The sequence below is a fragment of the Coleofasciculus sp. A1-SPW-01 genome, from assembly GCF_040217205.1.
Classification (GTDB): Bacteria; Cyanobacteriota; Cyanobacteriia; order Cyanobacteriales; family Coleofasciculaceae; genus Coleofasciculus; species Coleofasciculus chthonoplastes_A.
This window is the reverse complement of record NZ_JAVJNP010000228.1, coordinates 1-26,539: the sequence shown is the minus strand read 5'-3', so window position 1 is coordinate 26,539 and position 26,539 is coordinate 1. Positions and strand designations below refer to the sequence as shown.

General features: G+C 45.5%; 17 protein-coding genes. 4 read left to right on the top strand and 13 right to left on the bottom strand.

Annotation, left to right across the window (positions count from 1 at the left end):
* Positions 1–70: 70 nt before the first annotated feature.
* From RH949_RS32140 to purC, 8 genes are all read right to left on the bottom strand, one after another.
* Complete coding sequence (locus RH949_RS32140) at positions 71–589, bottom strand: hypothetical protein (RefSeq protein WP_446358929.1); 519 nt, start codon at positions 587–589, stop codon at positions 71–73.
* 2 nt (positions 590–591) lie between these two features.
* Complete coding sequence (locus RH949_RS32135) at positions 592–1,635, bottom strand: AAA family ATPase (protein ID WP_446358927.1); 1,044 nt, start codon at positions 1,633–1,635, stop codon at positions 592–594.
* Between the two features lie 405 nt (positions 1,636–2,040).
* A complete protein-coding gene (gene lpxB / locus RH949_RS32130) occupies positions 2,041–3,369 on the bottom strand; it encodes a lipid-A-disaccharide synthase (RefSeq protein WP_446358925.1) in 1,329 nt (442 codons plus the stop codon).
* Positions 3,370–3,590: 221 nt separating this feature from the next.
* Positions 3,591–4,418: an acyl-ACP--UDP-N-acetylglucosamine O-acyltransferase gene (gene lpxA / locus RH949_RS32125; protein ID WP_446358923.1), complete on the bottom strand. Its 828-nt coding sequence runs from the start codon at positions 4,416–4,418 to the stop codon at positions 3,591–3,593.
* Positions 4,419–4,636: 218 nt separating this feature from the next.
* Positions 4,637–5,149, bottom strand: a complete 513-nt coding sequence (gene fabZ / locus RH949_RS32120) for a 3-hydroxyacyl-ACP dehydratase FabZ (RefSeq protein ID WP_006103662.1) — start codon at positions 5,147–5,149, stop codon at positions 4,637–4,639.
* A gap of 164 nt (positions 5,150–5,313) precedes the next feature.
* Positions 5,314–6,234, bottom strand: coding sequence for a UDP-3-O-acyl-N-acetylglucosamine deacetylase (gene lpxC, locus RH949_RS32115; protein WP_446358921.1), 921 nt, complete (start codon positions 6,232–6,234; stop codon positions 5,314–5,316).
* Between the two features lie 197 nt (positions 6,235–6,431).
* Positions 6,432–9,068: a BamA/TamA family outer membrane protein gene (locus RH949_RS32110; protein ID WP_446358919.1), complete on the bottom strand. Its 2,637-nt coding sequence runs from the start codon at positions 9,066–9,068 to the stop codon at positions 6,432–6,434.
* Between the two features lie 330 nt (positions 9,069–9,398).
* Entirely contained in the window at positions 9,399–10,133 is a 735-nt protein-coding gene (gene purC, locus RH949_RS32105; RefSeq protein ID WP_006103528.1) for a phosphoribosylaminoimidazolesuccinocarboxamide synthase, read from the bottom strand.
* A 598-nt stretch (positions 10,134–10,731) separates the two neighbouring features.
* Here purC and RH949_RS32100 point away from each other — a divergent pair.
* The gene (locus RH949_RS32100; protein ID WP_006103690.1) at positions 10,732–10,989 is read left to right on the top strand and encodes a DUF7219 family protein; all 258 of its coding nucleotides are present in this window, start codon (positions 10,732–10,734) and stop codon (positions 10,987–10,989) included.
* 44 nt (positions 10,990–11,033) lie between these two features.
* Here the strand turns inward: RH949_RS32100 and RH949_RS32095 are convergent, their stop codons facing one another.
* A complete protein-coding gene (locus RH949_RS32095; protein ID WP_446358916.1) occupies positions 11,034–11,972 on the bottom strand; it encodes an XDD3 family exosortase-dependent surface protein in 939 nt (312 codons plus the stop codon).
* 599 nt (positions 11,973–12,571) lie between these two features.
* Between RH949_RS32095 and RH949_RS32090 the strand changes: the two genes are divergently transcribed.
* The 3 genes from RH949_RS32090 to RH949_RS32080 all read left to right on the top strand — a co-directional run bounded on the left by RH949_RS32090 (position 12,572) and on the right by RH949_RS32080 (position 17,243).
* A complete protein-coding gene (locus RH949_RS32090; RefSeq protein WP_044209354.1) occupies positions 12,572–13,909 on the top strand; it encodes an AAA-like domain-containing protein in 1,338 nt (445 codons plus the stop codon).
* Positions 13,910–14,000: 91 nt separating this feature from the next.
* Positions 14,001–16,445, top strand: a complete 2,445-nt coding sequence (locus RH949_RS32085; RefSeq protein ID WP_446358913.1) for a CHASE2 domain-containing protein — start codon at positions 14,001–14,003, stop codon at positions 16,443–16,445.
* A gap of 36 nt (positions 16,446–16,481) precedes the next feature.
* Positions 16,482–17,243 (top strand): DUF928 domain-containing protein, encoded by a 762-nt coding sequence (locus tag RH949_RS32080; RefSeq protein ID WP_446358911.1) that lies wholly within the window; start codon positions 16,482–16,484, stop codon positions 17,241–17,243.
* Between the two features lie 174 nt (positions 17,244–17,417).
* Here RH949_RS32080 and RH949_RS32075 read toward each other — a convergent pair whose 3' ends face one another.
* From RH949_RS32075 to RH949_RS32060, 4 genes are all read right to left on the bottom strand, one after another.
* Positions 17,418–17,777, bottom strand: coding sequence for a DUF5615 family PIN-like protein (locus RH949_RS32075; RefSeq protein ID WP_446358931.1), 360 nt, complete (start codon positions 17,775–17,777; stop codon positions 17,418–17,420).
* 4 nt (positions 17,778–17,781) lie between these two features.
* On the bottom strand, positions 17,782–18,105 hold the full coding sequence (locus RH949_RS32070; RefSeq protein ID WP_006103600.1) for a DUF433 domain-containing protein: 324 nt from the start codon (positions 18,103–18,105) through the stop codon (positions 17,782–17,784).
* A gap of 207 nt (positions 18,106–18,312) precedes the next feature.
* Positions 18,313–21,333 carry a CHAT domain-containing protein gene (locus RH949_RS32065; RefSeq protein WP_446358909.1) on the bottom strand — a complete coding sequence of 1,007 codons (3,021 nt, stop codon included), beginning with the start codon at positions 21,331–21,333 and terminating at the stop codon, positions 18,313–18,315.
* Between the two features lie 622 nt (positions 21,334–21,955).
* Positions 21,956–26,449 carry a two-partner secretion domain-containing protein gene (locus tag RH949_RS32060; RefSeq protein ID WP_446358907.1) on the bottom strand — a complete coding sequence of 1,498 codons (4,494 nt, stop codon included), beginning with the start codon at positions 26,447–26,449 and terminating at the stop codon, positions 21,956–21,958.
* Positions 26,450–26,539: the final 90 nt, after the last annotated feature.

The following is a 26,539-nucleotide window of genomic DNA, read 5'->3' as shown; positions in this document are numbered from 1 at the left end:
CATCAGTAAACTTTGTGAATATCTCCATCTATATTATGTCACCTTGAGTCGTTCAAGTATACACGGAGATTTAATTCGCGAGTAATAACCGCGAATTAAAAATCGACCTTTCCCGGCTATTTGCCAAAATGGGATGCTCCCTCATTTCCGGTGCCAAGCGCGAAAGCACATTCCCAGCTACAGTGACACCCCCTAAAAATAAAAAAAACCAATAAAACCATTTACCTAACCATTCATTTCCTCCCCGCGCGATCACTAAACCAATCAACCAACCCAGAAAAAATAGGCTACTTTTCTGCCAATTAAAGGGTTCACCTGCACTCAGGGAATAAATCGGTGCAATCAATAGCATAATCAGCAAGGGTACAAATACAGATAACCACCAAACTTGATCAGCATAGCGACGCAGACGGGGATGACGGCGAAACTCGGCTTGCAAGAGAAAAGGATTGCTATATAGTGTCAAATCTGGATGAATCTCCCGCAACCAGCGCTTAAATGTAAACGGTTTAAAATATGCCCAGTAGAGAATCCGTAAACAGTCTAGACAGTAGCGGCGAAACTTCCTAACTGTAGATATCTGCGTCATCTCTATCCCCCCAACGCATCTTTAATTCGCTGCAATAATTCCTCAAATGGTACTATTTTTAATGTCACCAAAATCGCCACAATTAAAATAACCGTTCCCGCAATCAAATTACTCGTATCATCCAACTTATCCCCCACAAATCGCGCCATTCGTCCCAATTTCATCGGCAACCACAATAACAAACGCATCGGACGACTTAACCGCCGCATTGTCACCCCTGAATGAGGAACCCGTTGGGCTTCCAATTCAAACTTCTGCCTCGCCCATTCATCCGGACGATTCTGTTTTTGCGCCTCCCATAACCACAATCCTGCCAATTGCAATAATAAAGGATGTCGTCCACCCCAAGCTAATCCTAATTGCTGCCGTTCTGAACTCAACGCCGCCGTCGCCCCCGCTATTTTATGTTCCGGTAAGCGGATTAAATCCGTTGCTTCTATTTCCGTAATTCCTGCCACAGGCAAAACCTGACCCAAATTAAAAAACGAGGAAAGGAATCGATGCTTGCGCTTATACACATCCAAATTCCGATAGGAAGCAATCACCAACATTAAGGCATTGCGATCCATCAATGACCGCAAGTTATCATAAAATTCATCGGTAAACTGATCCGGTTTCGCTAACAGTTCCTCAAATTTATCCAAACACAACACGGGCAAAACTTTCTGGGCTTGCCATGCCTCAATTGCTGTTGAAAACCCATTTCGATCTAGCGTCCCCGCTTGTAATGGTACAACTAACGCCGGATTTACTTGTACCACAGGACGATTGGTTAACGCTTGGGCAACTGCCTGATAAAAACTGGTTTCTTTTCGGCATTGCGCGGCTTGTAATGACAAGTAAACGACCACATAATTGCTGGGATTTTTGCCAGCCGCCTGAACTCGTTGTTCGTAGGTCTGAAAAAAGTGATAGAGTAACGATGATTTACCAATCCGACGTTCTCCCACGACATTAATACTCGTCGGTTGATCATTAACCAGACGCGAGGTAATAATATCCAATTCTTCTCGCCGCCCGACAAAGAATTGGGGGTCAGTAATCATTGACCCCGCAGAAAACGGGCAAGATTGCTGGGATGAGTGCATAAGTAAGTTTAGATGGGGATACCTCAATTCCTCAACGGGAACAGGGAACGGGGAATACCTAATTTATACCAAATTCCGGTTGATTATCCCTTTGATAGATTCCCCTCATCCCCTAACCCCAACTCCGGACTCCCCTCTCCCCGGCGTGGGAGAGGGGCTGGGGGTGAGGGGTTGAGCTTAAGTTGACACCAATGAAGGTGAACCCGCCCCTACACAGACGGCATATTTCCTCAAAGGATTAGAATTGTAGGGGCGCATGGCGTGCGCCCATTTTAACAGTTGTAGGTTGGGTTTCGACTTCGCTCAACCCAAGGAAAACCTTGGTCATGTTGGGTTTCGCCACTAGAAGCGCTAAAGCGCTTACTACGAACCTACGGGGTGAACTAGCTGGAGAATCGCTAACGCCGCGCGATCGCATACGCCGACTTCCCCTAATAATTGACGCATTTGTTGATAACTTTTCAGGGTTTGTTGACGTTTCTGGGGATTAAATAACAGTTCCATTGCTTCTCGAACTAAATTTTCTGGCGTCGCATTTTCTTGGAGTAATTCAGGGACGATGGGACGCATCACGACTAAATTTGGGGGTGACATGAAGGGAATGGAAAAGTTGAGGAAAGTACGGGCAATCCAGTAGGTCAACGGGCTGACGCGGTAAAATACAACCTGGGGAACATTTAGCAGCGCTAATTCCAAATTCACTGTACCAGATTTAGTGATTGCTAAATCAGCAGCAGCCAGTACCTCCTGAGTATTTTCTGTCACTAATGTCGCCTGAAGTCCATAGTCTTTTATGGCTTTTTCAATCGGTTGGCGATAGGCTTGATGAGATAGGGGAATCCAAAAGATTGGGGATTGGGCAAGTTTTGACTTTTGAATAAGGGCGGGTTTTGTTGATAAGTTATCAGTGACAAGCTTATCTGAGTGGCTAAACCCGCCCCTACAATTGACTGTTGACTTATCTCCCCCTACTCCCCAGACGTGCCATGGCACGTCTCTACAAGTCGATAACTTCGCTTGAAGTTGCTGGGCGGCGGAAAAGATAATCGGCATCATATATTTGATTTCTTGATGTCTGGAGGCGGGTAAAAGTGCGATCGCGGTTTGATCAGGTTTAATCCCTAGCGCCGCCCTCGCTTGCTCCCGACTGGGATAGGATTGGATACGATCGACTAGGGGATGACCAACCCAATGAACCGATGCCCCTTTTTCTTCAAAGTAACGGGCTTCTTCGGGAAATACTGCTAAAACTTTGTTCGTCATTTCCACAATTGTGGCTGTATTCTGGGGAAATAGTGACCAAACCCATTCTTGGGGGGCGATGTAATACACCACAGGAACTTGGGGAAGCTGACGCTGAATAAACTTGCCAATACCGAGATTGGGTCCCATATAGTCAATCAGGACTACCAAATCTGGAGGATTATTCTGAAGGTATTGTTTTGCGCGACGCTGAATGGTTAATGTGGGTAGAACAAAGGGCAGAGATTCTAATAGTCCAACTGAGCCAATATCAGTTGTATTTCCTAATAATGTAGCACCCGCCCGCGCCATTTTTTCGCCCCCTAATGCCACAATCGTTAACTCGATTCCTTGTTTTGTGGCTTGTTTTTTAAGGGCATCAATGAGCATTGCACCCTGTAAATCACCGGAGACTTCACCCGTACTAATAAAAATTGTTTTTTTGGTCATTTGTCATTTGTCATAGATGTAGAGTGCGTAGGGTGCGTTAGCGCAGCGTAATACTAAGTTGCAGTCTAGGGTAGAATCTGTCATGCTGAGCAAAACGCAGTGAAACGGAGTGACGCGAAGCATCTGTCCAGATTCTTCGCTTCGCTCTCCAATGACATGATAGAACGCAACTCGGTATAACGCACCATTGCAAGTAACGCACCTTTCAAACGATATAACACTCAACACTTCTCCGTGTCTTGACTATGATGAAAACGACGCCCTGGAATCGAACCACGCCGCCCAGGTAATTGCGATCGCTCTAAGAATAGGCGTAGGTGCTGTACCTGTTCATGCTCAGAGATTAGATGGAGTTGTTCTACGGCTTGATTGAAGGTGTAATCAGAGCGATAGAGTGTCTGAAATGCCTTTTTTAAGTCTCCTAGGGACCCGCCGTTGATTCCCGCTCTTTTGAGACCAACTAAATTAAGCGATCGCACTCGTGCAGGATTGCCTTCTACTAACATATAAGGGGGTACATCTCGATCAATGCGACTCATTCCCCCCACCATGGCTAGACGCCCAATGTGGACAAATTGATGAATGCCTAAAACGCCACCAATGGTTGCTTTTGATTCAATATGAACATGTCCGGCTAAGGCGACTCCATTGGCGATAATCACTGAGTTTTCTAACAGGCAATTGTGAGCAACGTGAACATAAGCCATCAACAGATTATTATTGCCAATAACTGTCGCTTCTCCCGCACCCGTTGCTCGGTTAATCGTGACATATTCCCGAATCCGATTATCATCACCAATTCTGACCCAACTTGGTGCCCCATCATATTTTAAGTCTTGCGGTTCTAAGCCAATCGCTGCCCCAGGAAATATTTGGTTTCTCGCGCCAATTTGCGTCGGTCCTTCTAGAACCGCATGAGCGCCAATCTTCGTCTGTGAACCCACTTTTACATTATCGCCAATGACTGCATAAGCACCAATTTGAACTGTCGGATGGAGTTGGGCGCCAGGGTGGATTACAGCAGTAGGATGAATCAGTGTTGTTGCCATATAGCGATCCTATTTGAGTTGTGAACAGGCTGGTACGTCAAAGGAAGGTTGAACAGGGGACATACTAAATTTTGGGGAGCCGTAGGATTAAATGTCAGGTTAAGCGATCGCAGAAATTTCAGGTATAATCATTTATACCAACGCCTCTATAAATTCAGGTGCGACAGGATGAAGAATCCGGGAGCGCTAACCCGAATTTGGGATAGCGCCAGTAAGAGCTATTCAACTAGAGAAAACATCAATTCCCCTTCTGCAACTCGCTGATCGTCAACGACTGCACGAGCTTGCATCTTTCCAAAACGACGGCGTTTAACCGATATGAGTTCCGTTGTCAGGATCAGTTGATCACCCGGTACGACAGGACGACGAAAGCGAACTTTATCAATTCCGGCAAACACAAATAAGGCATCATCTACATCAGCCATTTGTTTTAAAACAATGCCACCAACTTGAGCCATCGCTTCGACAATCATCACCCCCGGCATCATCGGGCGTCCCGGAAAATGCCCTTGGAAATAGGGTTCATTAAACGTGACATTCTTGAGCCCAACCGCTAGTTTTCCCGGCACATATTCAATAATGCGGTCAACTAAGGCAAAAGGATAGCGATGGGGTAGGAGTTTATGAATGTCTTCAACCGTAAAAACTGTTTTCGTGGATGATTCAGACTGATTAGGGTTGGCATTGTCAGTGGAATCATCGTGAGTGTTAACGTCAATCAAGGTAGACATGAGTAAATTAGGATAAAAACGAGTACCAGTGAGCAGCGTTCAGTAACCAGGCGAGTGAATCTGTAAACGTATCCAGACTGCAAGCGGATTGAATCCTAGTCATTTTGTTTGGCATCCGCCACACTAGGAACTTGGATCAGCAAGGGTTGAGTTGTCAGTAGTGATCAATTGCCAATGACGGCTGATGATTGACGACTGACATCCCCAGCGCCGATTTGTTGAGCCAGTAATCTCGCTAATTGAATATGCAGAGTGTGACTGGCTTTGTAGGCGAGGACGTGAGCGACAGGAAATTTCCCCAATAAACTCAAATCCCCTACTAAATCTAAAAGTTTATGACGCACTGGCTCATTTGAAAATCGCAAGGGCGGATTCAACCAGCCGTGATCGCCGCAAACTAAGGCATTCTCCAAGCTACCGCCTTTAATTAAACCGCGATCGCGGAGTTGGTCAACTTGGTTGGCTAAACCAAAGGTTCGCGCTGGTGCGATCGCGTCAGCAAAATGCTCCTGTTCCGGTGTCCAGCTATGCCATTGATTGCCAATGGCTGGGTTCTCAAAATCAATCCCGTAGGTAAATCGGGTGATCGGTGCGGGTAAGGCGGCGACAAAGGCATCGTCTTGATTTACCCAAATGGGTTCCTCAACAGACATGGGGGAAGAGAGGGGAGGGAAAGGAGACGAGGTTTGAGGAGGTTGACTCTCAACCATCCCCACCTCCTGAATTGCCTTAATCCAAGCCAACGCCGAACCATCCAACAGGGGAACTTCGGGTCCATCAATTTCAATACAAGCATGATCAACTCCACTCCCAGCGAGGGCGGCGAGGAGATGTTCGACTGTCCTCACCGTCATCTCGGAGTCAGCACAAGTCTCACTGTTTCCCGCCCTCAACTGAGTCGAAAGCATCGTAGTAGAGACAGCCTCTACTCGCGCTGGAATCACAGGCGTCCCTGGCAAGTCAACTCGGACAAAATAACGTCCCATCCCAGCCGCAGCAGGCAAGACGCGAACCGTGGTAGTAATCCCACTGTGCAATCCAATCCCTGATCGTTCAAAAGCAGCACCCAAAGTGTAGTTTGTCATTGGTCATTGGTCATTGGTCATTGGTCATTGGTCATTGGTCATTGGTCATTGGTCAAGTTGGGGCGGGTGTAGGGTGCGTTACGCTTCGCTAACGCACCATTTCAAACGATAGTCGTGAAACCCGCCCCTAAACAATCTCCCCCATCTCCTGATAACTGCTCACTGCTCACTGATAACTCCCCCAACTTCCTCAACCGTTAAAAGCGTTCTCCAATACCGAAATGGAGACGGCTGTCTCCCTCATCATTAAACCCATAATCCACACGAATCGGACCCAGGGGAGATTGGACTCGGATACCAATTCCATAGCCAAAGCCGGTGCCAGGTTTATCGCGAACGATCGCAGGTTCACCGGGTACATCATCACCTGTGCCGAGATCGCTGGCAAAGTCAACAAATAAAGCACCGCCCACCACAGAGATAATCGGGAAACGGTATTCAGCGGTGGCTTGGATAAAGCTGCGACCTGAACCCACTTCTCCCTCATCGTAACCGCGTACTGAGTTACTCCCACCCAGAGAAAAAGCTTCGTAGGGGGGTAAGTCTCCGATCGCGGTTCCGGCTTGCACGTTAAAGGCAAGGGCTTCGGCTCCTTCAGTGAAATCGGTAAATTCTACAGGAAGATAGTAACTGTAACTCCCGCGTAGGCGATTGAGAAAGATACTCCCTTGACCAATCGGAATCGTCTGTTCAACGCCGAATCTGAGCAGAGAACCACTGGTAGGTCGTAGGGGATTATTGCGGCGATCGCGCACCGCCCCCAGTTGCAGGGTAAACAGGTCGTCTTCACCGTCGCCACTGAAGCTTAAATCGTTTCCGAGTTCATCCTCTGGAGTCAGGTCACCATCAGAGTCCCGAATCGACACATTTTGAAATTCAAATCCGGCTGAGGCTGTCCATTCAGAACGGCGATAGAGATCGCGGGATAAGGGACGAGTAAAATTAATTCCACCCCCTGTACGCACCACACGAGGGCGATCGCCATTGGGGAGTTCGACCTCAGGATCACCGCCGTCGAAAATCAGGGAAATCGAGCGGCGGCGGAAGGCATTCACGGTATAGGAAGTGCGGAAGGGATCGCCAGCAATCCAAGGGTCTGTAAAGCGCAGGTCAAACAGCAAGGCGCGTTCTCCCACCTGAAATTCTGCTCCTAGAGTTTGGTTATTGCCACCAAGGTTTTGCTGCTGATAGCTAACTGTACCAAATAAGCCACTGGCGGAGCTAACTCCCGCCCCAGCCGCCAGGGAGCCTGTGTTTTTCTCAATCACATCCACCACCACCACAACTCGACGGGGGTCAGTTCCGGGAGCAAAGGAGAGGCGCACGTCATCAAAAAGTCCTAGACCAAAAACTCGTCGCAAATCCCGTTCAGCAATTTGGCGGTTAAATACATCCCCTTCATCGAGTTGCATTTCTCTGGTGATGATAAAGGGACGGGTACGCCCGCCAATGGGTTCATCCTCTGCCGTGAGTAAACGAATTTGCTCACCTTCGTCATTCAGGATGGGTTCTCCCTCTTCATCAAGATAGCGGACGGCAATCTCTTCAATCACACCTTCTGCCACAGTCACGGTGACAATGCCATCATCATTGACATCTGAGGCATCAACCACTTGAGCCAGGTCGTATCCCTGTTCTTGATACCAGTCGTTTAACCGTTGAATGCCTTGTTGGAGGTCATTCAGGTTAAGAATTTCACCATATTGCTCTTGGAAAATCTGATCAACCACCTCCTGAGGTAGAACCCGCGCTTCGGCTGCTGGGGGAACCGTATTCACCGCCACCTGACGCAGTACGGGGTTAGGTTCGACGACAAAGGTAATCCGCACACCCAAGGGAGTATCTTCGGGTACAACGTCCACACTTCTGAAGAAACCTGTGGCAAAGACGGCATTCACATCTTGCTGTAACTGAGAGCGAGTGGTTGCCAATCCGGGTCGGGTGCTAATGGCGCGAAAAATCTCGTTTTCCAGTTGCTCTTGAGGTCCGGTGTAATCCTGGAAGTCAATGACGACTTCTGAGACCAGGACTCGTGGTTCTGGCTGATTGGTGGGCGGCGTTGGTGCGTCAGTTGGCGGAACTTGAACTTGGGCAATTAGGGGCGGCGTTGGCGTCACCGTTGGCGTTGTTATGGCATGAAGGGCTAAATGATTTAGGGTTGTGGGGTTAATTGTTGATTCTGTCTTACTTCTCGGACTATTTGTAGCTGATTCGGTCGTTTCTGTTGGAGGTTCGTCAATGACTTGAGCAAACCGAGGAGAAGAAACAGCTTGGTGATGAACTCCCCCATGATTTGTGGGTTTGACCAATGGTAATGGCGTTGAACCCAGCTCAATTTGATGAGTAGCTGGATTTTCCTGAATTGGCTGGGAATTCGATTCTACCTCACCTCTAGGATTGTCTTTTGTCGATGCGTTGGTTTCTTGTGGAGATTCGTCAATGACTTGAGCGAATCGAGGAGAAGCAACATCATGGTGATGAATTCGCCTCTGATGTGTTGGTTGAACCGATGTTAATGGCGTTGAATCCAGCTCAATTTGATGAATCGCTGGATTGTCCTGAATCGGCTGGGAATTCGATTTTACCTCACCTCTAGGACGGGTTGTTATCGATTCGCTGGTTTCATTAACGGCTTCACTCAGCCAATGTTGAGCCGTTGTTGCGTCGGGGTAGTCTGGCATCCCCATTTTCTCATGGTCTTTTAACCCATCCCGTTGACTGGGGTCAAAGTCCCGGATAGGCTGGTCAGTCGTTTGCCCATGGCTAGGGGAGTTGGATAAACCAATGCTAGCCGTTACAGCGAGAATTGCCGTTAATAAAGGAGATAAGCGCATGATCCTCAGATTTTTTGACACGTCCACACACCACGTTGATTGCAAGGGTTGCGATCAGCTTTTATCCGTTGTTCACTGCTTGTTATTCAGTTGAGCGATCGCCTACTGAACAAGCTTGATTAAGTTGACTTAGGATCTGACCTTGAGTTGCTTTAAACTTAAGATGTCATCATTTAACTGATAAAGGACAAAATACCAGGATTTTCATCACCTCGCTTACTCTGAAGCCATTAAGTCCCCCTAGCACGGCTTGGCTTTCCATGCCTACCCGTTAACAAGCACAGAAAAAAGCAGACCTCATAAACTTTACAGCTTTGTGTCCTCTGCCTTCTACTTTTTGCTGTCTTGGGCTAGCACTCGCTCTAGAACTTGCTGATAGGCTTGTTCAACCTGTCCGAGATCCCGACGAAAGCGATCTTTGTCCATGACGCGCTGTTGGGGATCAGTTTCTGCTTGGTTCCACAGACGACAGGTATCGGGGCTAATTTCATCGGCTAAGAGCAACTGTTGGTTGGCATCAATGCCGAATTCTAGCTTAAAGTCCACTAGGGTAATACCGCAGCTTTGGAAAAAGGCGGTGAGACTCTGGTTGACTTGTAATGCTAGTTGTTCTAGCTGGTTAAGTTGGTCGGGTGTTGCCAGTTCTAGGAGTAATAAGCGATCGCGAGTGAGCAAGGGATCTCCTAATTCGTCCTTCTTATAGTAGAATTCCACCAAGGGTTTGGGCAGGACTTTGCCCAGCTCTAATCCAGTTTGTTGACACAGACTCCCTGCGGCAATGTTCCTGACCACAACTTCCACGGGCAAGATTGTCACCCGCTTGACGCGCATCTGGTTGGAGGTGGGACAGTCGATGAAATGGGTACGAATGCCTTGAGATTCCAGAAACTTAAACAAGTGAGCCGCGATCGCGCAATTCATTTCGCCTTTACCGACGATTTGACCTCGCTTTTGGGCATTAAAGGCAGTCGCATCATCTTTGTAGACGCTTAGGAGAATCTCTGGATCTTCCGTCGGATAAAGGATTTTGGCTTTGCCTTCGTAAAGTTTTTGCGGTTGAGACATGATCAGAGTTGGCTCGATAGATTCATTGAATCAGGATAGTGCAGTAGGGGTTTGGTCACCAAACCCCTACTTCAGGCTGTCCCCCAGGGCGATGCTGGGTAGTTGAGGTCAAATTCACTACAATAGTAGATGGTGGAAGTCTAAAAAATTTGTACCATTAATTATTCTGAGTCAGATGAGGATGGCAAACCTCTTAGACACTGTCCTTAGTATTCCGAGAAACCGGGTTTCTCATGAGGATAACCACGAAATAAGCTGTTCGGCATTTAAACCTTAATATCAATAACGGCGAAAGCCTTGTAGTGCGAGCATCTTGCTCGCTACTAATACCCAATTTAAATGCATGACAGCTTATCAAGCTTTCACCCCAAGAAACCTGGTTTCTTCACCGATGTCCTAGTACCCATCCGTGATCCACTTCGCTGATGGGAAACTTGCGCCGCGTTAGTCTAGTGCAAGAAGGCAGAAATCACTGAACAGCTAATATCTCCTCCAGCTTCATCGTATCTACGAAACTGCTCAAGTATTTCCGCAGCACTGCACTAGGGGAAATTAGATTATAGTTTATCGACAATAACTTTTATCAAAGGAGATCCAAATGACCGATAGAGATGAGTTTTTATATCCACGCAGTCGCTATTACGGCGATGTCAAACCAGAAAATTTAGTGTTTAATGCTAATTTACAGGAATTCGCGCAAAAGGTAAACTATATTTGCAACTTAGAAACCGCAGGTAAAGTTGAACCCGAAGCTGCCTATAAACAAATTAAAGAGTTGTGGCATAATTTGAGACAAAGTAAACAAGAACTGGCAGTTGGTCAGCATCCTTTCCGTGGGGATGACAGGGAGAAATAACCTGTAGGGGCGACCCGGTTGTATTAATGAACAATTGTGTTTACTTAATCAACTCGGGTCTGACGTTTGCTGATTTGACTGGCAAAAATCAAGCCGACGGTGGCTAACCCAAACACTGTACCCGGTTCAGGTACAGATTCACAGTAATCCCGTTCGCAAATACCGGATTTATCAAACTTAAACGCAATATTGTGGTTGCCATCAAACTGATTTAAGTCGTAACCTGCCGTTATTAAATCAGAATCGCTCAGATATATAATATCGGCAATAAACTCTCCCGATGCAATAGAGTTGAGACTTTGACCTTGATCAAAATAGGTCGTTGTGGCGGGTAAATCCCCGAAACTGGGTTCACATAAACCGGGAATACAGTCACGGGTAACCACAGCATTATTATAGTCTTCTATACTGCCAAAACCATTGTTTTCTCCTGTAACACTTTTGGCGGTGACATCAGCGTATAAACCCACTTCTGGTGCGCCGGAATCACTGTTGGGAGAGAAACGAACGGCAAATAAATCACCCGCATCGCTTGCTGTGGTAAAGTCTTGATCAGTCAAATTGATGAATAAATCACCCCAACCTGTATTCCCGTCATCCGCGCCAGTTCCCTCTACACCGGTTAAAGGCATATTGCCATTGAGAACAACCAAAATGCTATCAACTGTTTCTTTGATAGACATCCCGTAGAGTTCATAGCGATTATCTTTACCGCCAATAATATCGCCATCAACGCCATCATTGGGGGAATCTTGACTATGATCCCAGGGGGCGTCATCACTAGGTTTTGGTCTGGGTTTTTTCCCAGTATCAAGTGCGCCGCCATCGTTGAGACATTCTTCAAAGATACTGAGAACAGAGCCTTCATTTAAGGCTCGTAATGTGGCGGCTTTTGCGGCTTCTCCTGTGGGCAAAATTAAGCCCATTGCAGCGATTAAACTAATCAGTTTTGCGCTAATTAATACTGTATTACGATTAGACATGGTTTTCTCCTTAAACTGTTATGGAGTCAGGGAACCTTAGCCCTAAATTCTGTTGGTTTTAATGGCGGGGCTGGAGCGAACCTGGTGCGTTACTCTTCGCTAACGCACCCTACGACTAGAATACTGCATAGTGTACAGAGGTTAGCGTTTTATTTGTAAACCGATACAAACTCAGGTTCGTATTTGTAATCTGTCATTTTTCCTTTGTCCTTGGAAAATGGGAAATCCGGCGAGATTAGCCTTGCCTCGCTCCAATTCGTGGATTTTCTGACTATTCTTATTAAAGAGTAAACTTACTGCCCTTAACCCCCCGCAACCTATCAATTTGCCCGCTAATCTAGCGCTGGGAAATTTACAGAAAGTATCAAAAGGTATCAAAAGGTATCAAAAGGTATCACCATCTTAAGTCGAATGTCACTGACTTAAGCTGGGTTCGTAGTAGGCACTTTAGTGCCAGAAGCGCTAAAGCGCTTACTACAAACTCTAAAGTCAGTGCCATTCATCTTAAGTCAGGGTGGGTTTTGTTGAGACGTTATCGGTGGTATCCTCTGGTTATAGGCTAAACTCACCCCTACAGGTTATTACAGGAAAATAGCTATATGTTATGGGATGCATTTCTACAACGAGTCGCGGATACTCATGATTTGTTTGAAGAAGATGAGCGACAAGCGTTCTTGGTTCGGTTTAATGAGCGGAATTTGCCCCGTTCTGATATCCAAGTTGCACAGGATTTGAATATTAGTGAAGTGACGCTGCAACGGCGGCTGGGAAAGGGAGTGTATACTCATTTAGTCACCAGTTGTCCTCAGCTTCATACTGATAAAAAGGGAAAGTTTAAGATAGTCAGAGATTGGTTGAAAAAGGGATATATACTCTGTCAAGGGGATGGCAAAGGGGGAATCAAGGAGACGGCTTTTCCTCACCCCTCTCCAATCGCGAATCATCTTTACGTCGAACGCCCGCAGATTGAATCCCTCTGTTATCAAACTCTTTTGGAACCGGGTGCGTTAATTCGGATTAAGGCACCACGGCAAATGGGGAAGACGGAGTTAATGGCAAAATTGTTGAATTCGGCTCAACAACAAGGCTATCACAGAGTCTATTTAAATTTGTGCAAACCGGAAGAATCGGTGGTGCAAGATCTCGATCAATTTTTGCGTTGGTTTTGTATCAGTATCAGTCGTCAGCTACAAAAACCGCTGCAACTCCAAGACTATTGGGATGTGGATCTCAGTAGTAATGATAACTGTTCTGCTTATTTTCAGGACTATTTATTAGAACAAATTGATCGCCCTCTAGTTTTAGGTTTGGACACGGTTGATCGACTTTTTACGCATTTACCTATTGCACAAGATTTCTTTGGAATGCTACGGGCATGGCATGAAGATAGTAAAATTATTGATAATTGGCAAAAACTTCGATTAATTGTGTCTCATTCGACCGAAGCTTATATTCCGCTGGATATCAATCACTCACCGTTTAATGTGGGAAGAACGATTTCCCTATCAGAATTTACAGCCGAACAGGTGACTGAGTTAGCTCAACAGCATAAACAGGTATTAAGTCAGCAGGATGTTACTTTATTAATAAATCGGGTGGGAGGACATCCGGGTTTAATTAAAAAAGCGTTGGTTGAACTACAACCATTGGGAACGATGACCTTAACTCAGCTATTGAATGAAGCGGCGACGGAATCAGGGATTTATGGGAGTTATTTACGAAATATTTGGCGCGAATTGCAGGACAATCCAGCCTTGATCCCGGCGCTGAAAAAGGTGGTGGATACCAATAATGATGTAGAATTAGCATCAAAACTTGCCTATCAGCTTGAAAGTCTGGGGCTGGTGCATCTAACTAGAAATAAGGTAACAATTAGATGTGAGCTTTATCGTGACTATTTTGGTTCTCGCTTGGCTAATTTTGGGGAGGGTTCGTAGTAATGGCTTTAGCCTTTGACGGGAGGCGTAGCCTCCCTAATAGCATTCCAGACTCGGCTTGGTAACGAGAGTGACGAATGACAAATGACAAATGACAAATGACTATCATGTAGGCGGAAGCTTACCACCAAATGCGACAAGCTATGTTATACGTTCAGCAGATAAAAAACTCTATGAAGGATTAAAAGCTGGCGAATTCTGCTATATCCTCAATTCCCGACAAATGGGTAAATCAAGCTTACGAGTACACACCCAAAAACGTCTGGAAGCCGAAGGAATTGTCTGTGCGGTAGTTGATTTAACTCGGATTGGGCGTCAGGCGAACGAACAACAATGGTATAAGGGAATTGCTTTGCGTTTAGTCAGTGAATTACGACTAGCAAATCGCGTCAAATGGAAACTGTGGTGGGATGAACATGACTCCTTATCCCCTGTACAGCGGTTAGGAGAATTTATTGAGGCGGTTGTCCTAGATATTATCCCTCAAAATTTAGTCATTTTTATTGATGAAATCGACAGTACCCTAAATTTATCCTTTCCCACCGATGATTTCTTTGCCTTAATTCGAGCCTACTACAATGGACGAGATACAAAGAAACGCTATCAGCGTTTAACCTTTGCTTTGTTAGGAGTGGCTAGCCCATCGGATTTAATCCAAGATAAAACTAAAACGCCGTTTAATATTGGCAAAGCGATTGAATTACAGGGGTTTAAACTAGATGAAGCCCTGATTTTAACCCAAGGGTTTGAGGGAAAAGTTCAGCATCCACGCAAAGTGCTAGAATCAATATTATATTGGACAGCAGGTCAACCGTTTCTCACCCAAAAGTTATGTCAATTAGTGCAACGATTCTGTGATTCTCCATTGGATAGGATGATTAAGAATAGTGGGTTGAGTCAAGGTATTGATTCCCGTGATAACTTTATAGGGAAAACCCTGGGAATCAGTCAAGCGGGTTGGCTTCCATTAGAGAGAGTATCGAGAAGCGTTATTGAGAAAATCAGTCGCACCAACAATGAACGGGAATTGGTGAAACAAATCGTGCGATCGCAGATTCTGGTAAACTGGGAATTCACTGATCATCCCGAACATCTGAGAACGATACGCGATCGCATTCTCCTCAGTCACCATGGTTCAATCCCCTTACTTCGCCTCTATCAGCAAATCCTACACCGAGGAGAAATCCCCACCGATGAGAGTCACACCCAACAGGAATTGCTACTCTCTGGATTAGTAGTTCAGCGTCAGGGTAAACTCAGGGTTCATAACCCCATCTACCAATCCATCTTTAATCGCCAATGGGTCAAATCCCAACTTCCAGCACAAAACGAGCATTCTGTCAAGACCCCAGCTTGGAAAATTCCGATCCTGAGTGGAGTTGTCAGCGTGGTGGTAATTGGCGTGCGATCGCTTGGCTTATTACAAGGGTTAGAATTACAAGCCTTGGATGGATTAATCCGATTGCGCCCAACCGAAGCCGTAGACTCGCGCCTCTTGCTGGTGAAAATAACCGAAGCCGATATCAACCAATACCGCTATCCGTTATCCGATGACATTCTAGTCCAATTATTGCAGAAACTGGAATCAATGCAACCGCGAGTAATCGGCTTAGACATCTATCGAGATAACCCGATTCACTATCGCGATCGTACAATCACCTCATCCGTCGATTTACCCACCTATCTACGCCAAACCAATCAGGTGATTCATATTTGTAAAGTTAGCAGTGAAAGCGATCAAGGAACCGCTTCCTTCCCCAATCTTCCCTGGCAAAATCTCGGCTTTAGTAACGTATTAGTAGACAGCAACAACACCGAAACCGGACCACTACGCCGCCAGTTATTATATCAAAAAGTCCCTTCAACCTCACCTTGTCCCACCCCCTACGCCCTCAACGTTCAACTCGCCTTTCGCTATTTAGCCGCCGAGACAATATTACCCAAATTTACCGCCAAAAACGGCAACTTACAGCTTAAGGATGTTATCTTTACCGATTTAAACCCCCGTGCGGGAGGATATCAACGCTATGATTTTAGAGGTCAACAAATCCTCCTCAACTACCGTGCGGCTCAACCCATCGCCCAATCCGTAACCTTAACCGAAGTTCTCCAAAATCAAATTAATCCCCAATGGGTCAAGAATCGAGTAATATTAATAGGCGTTACCGCCACCAGTATAAAAGATAGCTTCTCTACCCCCTACGGAGAAATGCGCGGCTTAGAAATTCAGGCGCATGGGGTGAGTCAGATACTCAGCGCGGTACTCGATCAACGTCCCTTAATTCAACCGGGGAATTTTTGGAGTGAAGTATTATGGATTTGCGGCTGTTCCTTCATCGGTGGAGTATTAATTCAGTTAATCCCCAAACGCCCCTACCAAATCCTCGCCTTATGTACAGCATTAGTTTTATTATCAGGACTCAGTTTAATTCTATTAATTCACGGCTATTGGATACCCCTAATCCCATCCGCGATCGCCTTAGTCTGTAGTAAAGGAACTTTAGCCCTTTATTCGTTCGTAGTAAGGGAACCTTAGCCCTTTATTATTCGCAGTTAATAGGACAAACAACCAATGACCAACCAACTATTCAACCTCGCCATCATACCCCTTCTAATCATCGCCCAGAAATCCCCCCTCGACGCCCTCATCTTCAACCAACCGCCACCCCCACCGGATAAAGACACACCCGGACAACAAGCGGATTCAGGAACCCGTGGACCCTGTGACGCACCGCCCTCCGATTCCGAAACCGATAAGCAATTAGTCGCCTTTATCCCCACCCTAGAAAAACCAGCGCCAGAAAATTCCGGACTCAGCTTACCAGAAACCCATGTTTGGGGATTAACCCAGAATCAACATCCAACATTTTGGTTTTATCTTCCCGCCACAGCAACATCGGCTCAAGTCGCCCAATTTAGCCTCGAAAATGAAACCAATTACCAATCCAACTTTCAATTCAATCTCCCCCAAACTCCCGGAATTATTAGCCTAACCCTTCCCACTAATGAACCCCCACTAGAACCCGGACAATGGTATTATTGGTCACTGAAGATCTATTGCGAGACTCAACCCTCAACACCTAACTTTTTTGTTGATGGCTGGATTCAACGGGTACAAAACGAGACCCCCTTTAACAGTGATACGCCCCAAAACAAAATAGTCATTTATGCTCAAAACGGTTTATGGTTTGACACCATCACCGAACTAGCCAACCTGCACCGCCAAACGCCCCAAGAAACCGAGACAGCCTGGGCAAATTTACTAGAATATATCGGTTGGGAATCCCTTACCGAAACCCCAATTCTACCCTGCTGCACCCTAGAAAAACAGTAGCTGTTCTACTCATCCCTTACCCAGACAACATCTCTAAAAAATTGCCTAACAACTACAACCCTCTCAGCGTACATCTGCGCCAACCTCTGCGTACCTCTGCGTTAAAAAAAACATAATCATGATATCAATAACTAGGAGAGTAAAATTTCAGGGAGTTAATGAGTATTGTCAGGTTCAAATGGGTAAGTAAATAATTTGGTCTTGATATTCGTCATCTAAAGCTCCTTCAGCAATAAATATTAGTTCATTGATTGTTTCACCAATACCCATATCAGGGTTTAAGATAAAAATTTCTGGTACGTGGCGATCTTGACTGAGGTGGTCAGCTAAATGCACGGGCATTGAAGTACGATTATTAGTAACTAGAATAAAGTTATGCTCTTCACACCAAATTAGGATTTCTGGATCTAATGTGCTTTTCATCGGAGTAGAGGGTTCTCCAACTGCCCGGATCACCAAACTTGGTTCTCGTCGTCGCAGTTGATTAATATAGATTGGATTCATATTTTCATCCATTAGATACTTGAGCATTATTTCTCTAATTTATTGCCTCGCTTTCCGCCTTTAATTGCATGAGTTTGCTCACGACAGGTGATGGATTACGTCGTTGCTCTTGCCGCATTTTTTGCCCCCACTCTAACCAATCTTCTATATAGTTACTAACTGTTTCTTGATTATGCAGATAATAAAGAATTGTGGCATAAACTTGTTCTAGGGAAAGAGTAGTATAAATTTTGGCAATTTCTTCTGGAGTACGAGCGCGATAAATGTACTCATACAAGATTGTCTCAATTCCGATCCGCGAACCTTTAAGCCTTATGTCATTGGGAGCGAGAATATTAAAATAGTCTTCGAGTTGCATATTGGGCTACCCGCTATTCAAAGTTAAAACGCAAAATGTAGTATTACTATACCATTTTATTCTCTTATAGCGCTACATGCTAGAGAATAGGCAATAGCCAATAGTTTGTGATCATAGGGCATGGCAATGCCATGAAGAGAGTCCAGTATTGCTTTCACCTTAAGTTGACACGGGTGGATACTATCATGCCCTGATCTAGCGATAAATTCATCCTGGAAATAACGAGAGCCAATTTCCGATTAAAACAAAGGGTGCCCAATAATAGGGATGCCGATAATTGGCATTCTTTAAGAATTTCTTTTGCACCCATTGTATCGCTTCCGCTTTACTCATCGGTTCCGTGGAATTAGTTAACTGTTGATAAAGCAACTGAATAAAAGCAGTCGTTGATTGATCATTCACTTCCCATAACGTCGCAATCGTACTCCGCGCCCCAGCCCGAACCGCTATTCCCGCCAGCCCCAATGTCGCCCGATTATCTCCATTAGCGGTTTGACAAGCACTCAAAACTAACAGTTCAATCGGATCAGGTAAACTTTCCTCACGACTTTTGAGATAATGACTTAATTCATTCACCTGAATTCGTTTATCCCATGCCAAAATAAAAGTTTCATTGGGATTAGAACTAAATTGTCCGTGGGTGGCAAAATGAACAATAGAAAAGGGGCGAGCGTTGATTTGATTTTGCAGGGCTTGACTGGTAAATGCATCATTGAGTAGCGTTACATCTGACGGAATTTGTGATAGTTCTATTTCCACATTGGCGAGGGATTGAAAGCTTTGATGAGGGGCAAAACCGGAGCGCACCTGAGAGAGTCCAAAAGCCAGCGTCTGCAAGGGGTACTGGGAGAGAGGTACAGGGGCGAGTAATTGGGGTTCTCGATTTAGCGCGATCGCATATTTTTCAACTAGATACTGGTTCCCATCCCAAAGCACTCCCATGGGAACGGTTTGTAAGGCACCATCAAGGACAAAAACGAGGGTGTTTATCCCACTCGCTTTAAGCTGGGGTTCAAAGGGAGCAATTAACCAATTATAGATCGGTTGAGAGGTATTTTGAATCGCTTTACTATAGCGAGAAGTCCGTTGGGGATTAGTGAGTTGAGTGCGAAGTTGATCAACTGTTTCTTCCACCTGACGGGGGGAAAGTTTGACACGATGGTGTTGTAAAGTTGGCTGGGTTTCGACTTCGCTCAACCCACCCGCCAAAATTTCAGTGGGATTCGATTTAGAATGACTGGGATTAGGTGTAGAGACGTGCGATGGAACGTCTGTACTTTGTTGACAGTTGTCATCGGTAATATCGTTACATGACGATGGCTGAGGTAGTTTGAGAATCACCTCTAATCGATTATCTAAAAGAATGGTATAAATAACCGCCGTATTCGGGGCGTGTTGATCAACAATTTGGTCAATCAAAGCCGGATCTGATGACGCACAGGCTTCTTGTAAGTAGTTCTCTAATTCCGCTAATTGCAGTTGGGCTAAAACCTCTCTGGCTTGGATTAAGTTTTGCGGGGATGGCGTTTCATCTCGCAAGAGTAAATCAATCAATTCCCGATAAATCGGCTCAATTTCATCGCGAAAGGAAAAGCGAACATCAGGATTAAGAGTAGCTAAATCTGGGCGAATCGTATTGAGTGTATTAACTGCCGCTTGATAGGCGGCGATCGCGCCCAATTCACCATCAATCTTTCCCTGGGCTTTCCGTAAACGTCCCAGTTGCCATTGCCATTGATAAGCAATATCCCACGCCTGAATCGATTGGCTAATTTGAATCGCTTGATTGGTTAAAGATTGAGCATTTTCTAGGTTTTGAGTCGATTCATAAAGTTTACCACTTATCCCGGTTGCATAAGCTTCGCTGCGCCGATCCTCTAAATCATGAGATTGTTGGATAATCTGTTGATTTTTATCAAAGGTTGTGGTTAATAAACCATCCAGATTTGTCCAAATGCTGTGACGGGAAATCGCGGGAACCTGTGCCGTATTTTGGTTAACCGTTTGCTGAATTTGTTTTAAAGTAACTAGAAGTTGAGAGAATTGAACTTGGCAATCAATAGTGGTGTGACTGGTGGGTAATTCGCTAATTTGGGCTGAAACTTCGATTAAATTAGGCAGTTGTGGTACAATTTTTTCCTGCCACCATGTCTGAGCATTTGACCCATAACGCTGCTGGAGTAACCAGTATTGAGTATTGAATAAAATACTGAGGTAGTTTAGCTGAGATTGTAGAGGAATTAGGGACGAATTTGATTGGGTTATTGCCTGTTGATAATAATCCTCAGCTTGAGTAACAGCATCCAGAACCGGTTGAATATTCTGTAGAGAGGGGCGAGTTCTTTCGTAGAGACTGCGCTGGTGATGATAAGTATCCTTTGCCCAGTTCCCCAACTGGAAATAAGCCTCAGCAATAGCTTGGGAATTTTCCAATTTTTGCGCCAGAGTCAAACTTTTGTCTAACAACTGTTTAGATTGCTCTAAATTAGTTAAATTCTCCAACTTAAAATACTGTTTTAATAACGACCAATTCGGATCTGAATAATTAGAGTTACCCACAACTCGCACCAATTCTCCCAAATTAGACCAAGCCGTGAACTTAAGCAAAGAGTCGGGTTGACGTTGCAGGTGTAATGTTGCCAGAGTTAAAGTTTTAAATGCCTCCCGTAACTGTCCTAGATTTTGCAACGCTTGAGCTTGGTTTATTAAGCTACCAATGCTTCCAATTTCATCGTCCCAGCGGATGTAAAGGCGATGTACTTTTTCCCAGGTTTTTAGGGCATCAGCAGGGTTTCCCAGAGAGAGTTGGAGATGTCCTTGATTATTGAGAACTTGAGCCAAAATGAGGCTTTTTTCGGGGGAATCTGGAAGAGATTGGAGTTGGTTGAAACTTTTCGCGATCGCGTCTTTCGCCTCTTGCCATTTTCCCAATTCTTGGAAAGCCAAAGCCAGATAACTTAAGACTCGCGCTTGTTGAAGTTGATTCCCTTCATCAGCCAATAGAGATACCGCATCTTGCCAGAGACTTACCGCCTCTATAAAATGTCCATTTTGATAATACCCTTGACCTTGTTCAATTAAAGTCTTGCTATCAACAATAGGAGTTTGGCTAAGAATTCGCGGCGGTTCGGTACTAAGTGCCGATTGACCAATGAGATAAGGTTGACCCAAGCCAATCAACAGAGTAAAACAGACACCAATCAGCCCATATTTAAGGAATAAATTCATAAGAGTCATTCAACTTTGTTCGTAATTGCGCTTGTAGTTGCGCTTTAGCGCCAGTTCATCGTCACGCTTTCCCCCCAATAGCGACAGAACAAGAAATAGCTTACAGCAGTTTGCTCTGCTATGCGGTACATTGTCGATCCCCCTAAATCCCCCGTGCAATAAAAGCGAAGCATCCTCTGGCTTCCCCCTTTTGAAGGGGGACGGGAGGGGGATCTGAAGGGGGACTTTGATCTACTTACTGTACTTTATTACAGCGCTTTGCGCTGTAAGCTGTAATGCATTTAAATTGGGTATTAGTAGTAAGTGAGTATTAGTAGTAAGTGAGTATTAGTAGTAAGTGGGTATTAGTAGCGAGCAAGATGCTCGCACTACAAGGATTGCGCCATTAATGATATTAAGGTTTAAATGCCGAACAGCTTACCACCAACAAATATAGAATGGCGATCGCAGAACTCCGCTCTCTACTGTACACATAATATGATAAAATCACAAAAGTATTCTTCTTGCCCAAAACTAAAATATTGTTGCACGGGAGAAGGGGGATCGGATGCTCTTGCTCCCCTCTCCCCGGCGTGGGAGAGGGGCTGGGGGTGAGGGGTTGAGCTTAAGTGTCGGTGCGCCCCTACGGAACAATCGCGTCATTTGGTACAGGACAAATCGGAGTTTGCCAGGAACTATACAGCGTCGGATTCGGTGCTTCCGCCACCAATTCCACCTCTCCATTTTCCTTAATAATCCATCCTTGCGCTTCAATAATCTGAGTTGATTTTCTCTCCGGCTGCGGATTATTTCCCCCTGAATTGGTACGATTTTCCGTCGAACTTATCGGATCACGGAAATCAACCCAACCCTGATTATAACCACCATTATCAATTGGATTGGGCGGTAAACCCCCGCGCCCGGAAATAATAAATTCACTGCTTCCACGCCGTTGACCGACTTGACATCGTGCTTCAATTGGGTCTACAGGTTGTAACTGGGGTAACGGTTCAAGTTGAGGTTGAGTTTCCGTATTAACCTCTACCGTTCCATCAATTCCCAATTCAGAACTCGCCGTAAAATCACTCTCTGGAGTACGGCGGTCTTCAAATTGGCGAAACCCTTCAATCAGTAAAGCCGTCGCTGAAATATTACCACCTTGACCCGAAAATGCATTAGCCACAACATCACTATTTTCCGAGAGAATCGCCAAAACAATTCCCCCAGCATTAATCGTAATATTGCCCCCATTCGCCGTACCAAACGCTTCCGCCGCAATTTCACTATTGAAGCGCATGATGATAGAATCGGTCACATCTAAACGAATATTCCCCCCTTCACTAGCAGTTGTTGTTGCCCGTAGGCGTCCTTGATTGGTTAAAAAGATAGAATCCGCCGTAATTTCCAAATCCCCAGACGTGCCAGAACCACTCCCACTCACCGTTAATTGTCCGCCATTTTCCACAGTTAAGCGACCCGTATTTAGGGTGATTCCTCTCGCATTCGCCAAACTTTGAGACTCAAAAAATAAGCCACTTCCTGAACCGTTAACCTCTACCGATTCTGAAGCGTTAACCTCTATAATTCCGCCCTGTCCAGAGTCAAAGGTTGTGGCGGATATTTGTCCACCGCCTTGAATAACTAACCGTTCTGTGTCAATCTTCAACTCTCCCGCATTACCGGAACCCGACGAATCAAAGACTAAAAGGCTAGGGGTTTGACCATTCGGTGATGTACCAATAACTTCTACGGATTCAGACGCATTTACGGTTAATTTTCCCGCTTCCCCAGTATTCGCCGTTGTCGCGGAAACCAATCCGCCATCTTGGACAATTAATCGACTCGTATCAATGGTTAATTCTCCTGCATTTCCTCCGGTTTCTGAGGCTAAGGAATCAAACAATAAACGACTAGGAGTGGTTCCATCCGGGGCTGTACCAATAACTTCTACAGATTCAGACGCATTTACGGTTAATTTTCCCGCTTCCCCAGTATTCGCCGTTGTCGCGGAAACCAATCCTCCATCTTGGACAATTAACCGACTCGTATCAATCGTTAATTCTCCCGCATTTCCTCCGGTTCCAGAAGCCGACGAATCAAATAATAAGCTACTAGGAGTAGTTCCATCAGCCGATGTACCAATAACCTCAACAGAATCAGTCGCCGTTACATTCAGTTTCCCCGCTTCACCCGTGCTAGAGGTATCCGCAGAAACTCTCGCCCCATCTCGAACCACTAATCGATTCGTATTAATATCTAATGTGCCAGCATCACCCGAACCTGACGTATCAAATAGCAAGCTGCTGGAAAGTTCACCATTTGCTGATGTGCCAATAACTTGCACAAAATCAGCATTAACTATCAAATTTCCCGCCTGACCTTGATCTGATGTCGTTGCAGAAACTCGCCCGCCCTCTTCAACCATTAATGTTCCTGTATTAATCTCCAATTCTCCAGCATTACCGCTACCCGTAGAATCCAAAAACAAACGACTGGACGTTTCACCGTCAGCGGAAGTACCAATAACCTGGACAAAATCATCCGCATTCACTGTTAACGTTCCCGCCTCACCTGAAGCAAATGTGCTAGCTGAAACTAATCCGCCCTCCCGCACGATTAATTGGTTCGTATTAATCAACAAATTGCCAGCATCACCCGCATCCACAACATCTAACGTCGTTCTGGCGCGAATCTCTGCATTAATGACTTGCATAGACTCAGACGCATTTATTTCCAAATCTCCAGCATTTCCGGTACTACCTGTACTACTTGCGACTGATGCGCCATCTCGCGCCATGAATTGTCTTGTATTAACTGTCAGTTTTCCCCCATCTCCAGAACTAAGTGTGAACGTATACAAACCGCCCGGTGTTCCATCAGGTCTCGTGCCACTTAATTCTACTAAATCAGAGGCAGTTACTGTGACATTTCCACCCGCTCCACTACTGGTATCTTCAGTAGCCCCTGCAATCTCCGCCCCATCCCGGATAATCAATCGCCTTGTTTCAACGAATATATCTCCGCCATCCCCATCAAGCAAACTCTGACTATAAATACCACTGGGACTCGGACGAGGATCTTCTATGTCTGGTGTACCCGACAATTCTATAAATTCAGACGCATTAACTCTCAATGTTCCTGACTGCGCTGTACCACACCGACTAACTGCACCGCTTCCACAATTAGTCGTTGATAGTATCCCACCATCTCGCAGAATCAACTGTTTCGTATTTACTGTCAAATTGCCAGCATCACCATCTCCCAAAGTCCTCGCTTGCAAACTGGTATTTATCGGCTGATTGCTACCTGGAGGTATACCTACACCAATTAATTCTACAGATTCGCTAGCATTAATTGTCAGATTACCCCCTTGACCTGAATCCTCTCCCTCTCTTTGAGTAACCGTAAATATTCTAGCTCCATCCACGAGGGACAGCGACCTAGTATTAATCTCAATATCACCGCCCTTGCCTTGACCTAGAGTCACGCTACGAATTGAACTATTTACACTAGGGAGAACGATTTCTTCTTGAGCCGTCACAGTAATATTGCCGCCGACACCAAACCCTAAGCCAAAATTAGGTCGAACCGAAGAATCAACATTGTCTGTAAAGGTAATATTTTGGTCAGAAATAATCATAATTTCACCGCCATTTCCGGAAACGCTGCTGGTATCAATCTGACCCATTTCTATATTGCCTCTAGAGTCAATAAAAACGGAGCCACTGTTACCCAAAAAACCGCCATTAAAATCATCCGTAAAAATTCCTGGTATAGTAATAACTCCCCCCGACAAGGAAAGATTGGGGCGATACTGATTGGTTAGCAGAACTAATCCATCCGCCGCCTGAATATCGATCAAACCAGCAATTCTGATATCCGCACTCGTTCCTGTACCTACAGCGTCAATCGTCGGCGGTGAATCGAAGTCGCCAAAGGGATTAAAATTATCAAGTGGTGCTGCATCAGGTGTGCCAAAATCAGTCGTACCCGCACGGATATCTAAAGTGGGTCTTATCGAGCCATTAATCGTGATTTCTGTCCCATCTGATAAGACGATAATATCCCCATTAATCGCATCAGCATTTGCCTCGACACCTTCTATGGCAACATCCCCGGAAATGGTGACACTCCCCCCAGCCAAAATATGTAAAGAGGGACCTGTATAATTATTGAAACTCACATCTCCCCTAGCCCGAATCACTGGATCATAAGGACTTGACAAATTCCCTAAACTACTATCTAATTGCTCAATCTGAAAATTTCCACCACTCCAGAAGTGAGCATCCGCACTCACCGTATTACTAGAACGCAGCACCATATCCCCACCGGAAAAGAATCCACTATCGGGATGATTCAAGGCAAAAACATCAACCGCTTGATTCCCCTGCACCAACAGTTGACCCATCGCTGAAGCAATAAACGGACTCGCCACACTATCGCGCACCTTCAGCGTATCCGTCGCGAATAGGGTCAAATTCCCCCCAGCTTGTACCTGATTCTCTAGGTCAAGAGTTCGACCCCCCAGAATCAAATCTCCTCCTACCGCTAAACGACCAGAACTTGCGATCGCGCTTTGATAATTTGACCCATATTGCAATCCCGGTGTCAGGTTAATCGTCAGTAATGGCGGCGCTTGAGGATTCGTTGCACTAAACTCCGTCCCATTCTCAAACACCCACTCCTGTGCGGTAGACGCCACAAACGCCCCCTGAACATCCAACTGAGCATTTTCGCCAAACACAATCCCATTGGGATTAATCAGAAACAAATTTGCCCCACCCTTAACCCCCAGAGTTCCCAAAATATCCGAAATATCCGTACCCGTCACCCGGCTGAGAATAGTATCAATTCCCGTCGGATTAGCGAAATAAACCCGTTGTCCCGCGCCGACATTAAACTCCGAGAAACTGTGGAACAGATTCGCACCTCGAATCGCCCCCCCATCAATCTGATCCGCAGAGAATCCCTGAATCATCACATCTGGTGTCACCACAGACTGTTCCACTCCTAGAGTAGAATCCGGGATAACTTGGGCAACGGTAGGAGTTGTCCAATGGGATAGAACCCACGCGATCGCCACTCCTGATGTGACACAAATTCCCCGACGTGATTGACTTTGCCTGCATCTGACCATGACACCCTGTCTCAGACTCCGTATTTCTACTGATAGTAAAATTAAGCCAGATGGAGAAATGCGATCGCTACCGTAGAATTACGGAAATTT

Bases quoted from the DNA above. Each gene is read 5' to 3' on its own strand.
- RH949_RS32140 (WP_446358929.1), bottom strand. From the start codon at position 589: ATGACGCAGATATCTACAGTTAGGAAGTTTCGCCGCTACTGTCTAGAC.
- RH949_RS32135 (WP_446358927.1), bottom strand. From the start codon at position 1,635: ATGATTACTGACCCCCAATTCTTTGTCGGGCGGCGAGAAGAATTGGAT.
- lpxB (WP_446358925.1), bottom strand. From the start codon at position 3,369: ATGACCAAAAAAACAATTTTTATTAGTACGGGTGAAGTCTCCGGTGAT.
- lpxA (WP_446358923.1), bottom strand. From the start codon at position 4,418: ATGGCAACAACACTGATTCATCCTACTGCTGTAATCCACCCTGGCGCC.
- fabZ (WP_006103662.1), bottom strand. From the start codon at position 5,149: ATGTCTACCTTGATTGACGTTAACACTCACGATGATTCCACTGACAAT.
- lpxC (WP_446358921.1), bottom strand. From the start codon at position 6,234: ATGACAAACTACACTTTGGGTGCTGCTTTTGAACGATCAGGGATTGGA.
- RH949_RS32110 (WP_446358919.1), bottom strand. From the start codon at position 9,068: ATGCGCTTATCTCCTTTATTAACGGCAATTCTCGCTGTAACGGCTAGC.
- purC (WP_006103528.1), bottom strand. From the start codon at position 10,133: ATGTCTCAACCGCAAAAACTTTACGAAGGCAAAGCCAAAATCCTTTAT.
- RH949_RS32100 (WP_006103690.1), top strand. From the start codon at position 10,732: ATGACCGATAGAGATGAGTTTTTATATCCACGCAGTCGCTATTACGGC.
- RH949_RS32095 (WP_446358916.1), bottom strand. From the start codon at position 11,972: ATGTCTAATCGTAATACAGTATTAATTAGCGCAAAACTGATTAGTTTA.
- RH949_RS32090 (WP_044209354.1), top strand. From the start codon at position 12,572: ATGTTATGGGATGCATTTCTACAACGAGTCGCGGATACTCATGATTTG.
- RH949_RS32085 (WP_446358913.1), top strand. From the start codon at position 14,001: ATGACAAATGACTATCATGTAGGCGGAAGCTTACCACCAAATGCGACA.
- RH949_RS32080 (WP_446358911.1), top strand. From the start codon at position 16,482: ATGACCAACCAACTATTCAACCTCGCCATCATACCCCTTCTAATCATC.
- RH949_RS32070 (WP_006103600.1), bottom strand. From the start codon at position 18,105: ATGCAACTCGAAGACTATTTTAATATTCTCGCTCCCAATGACATAAGG.
- RH949_RS32065 (WP_446358909.1), bottom strand. From the start codon at position 21,333: ATGAATTTATTCCTTAAATATGGGCTGATTGGTGTCTGTTTTACTCTG.
- RH949_RS32060 (WP_446358907.1), bottom strand. From the start codon at position 26,449: ATGGTCAGATGCAGGCAAAGTCAATCACGTCGGGGAATTTGTGTCACA.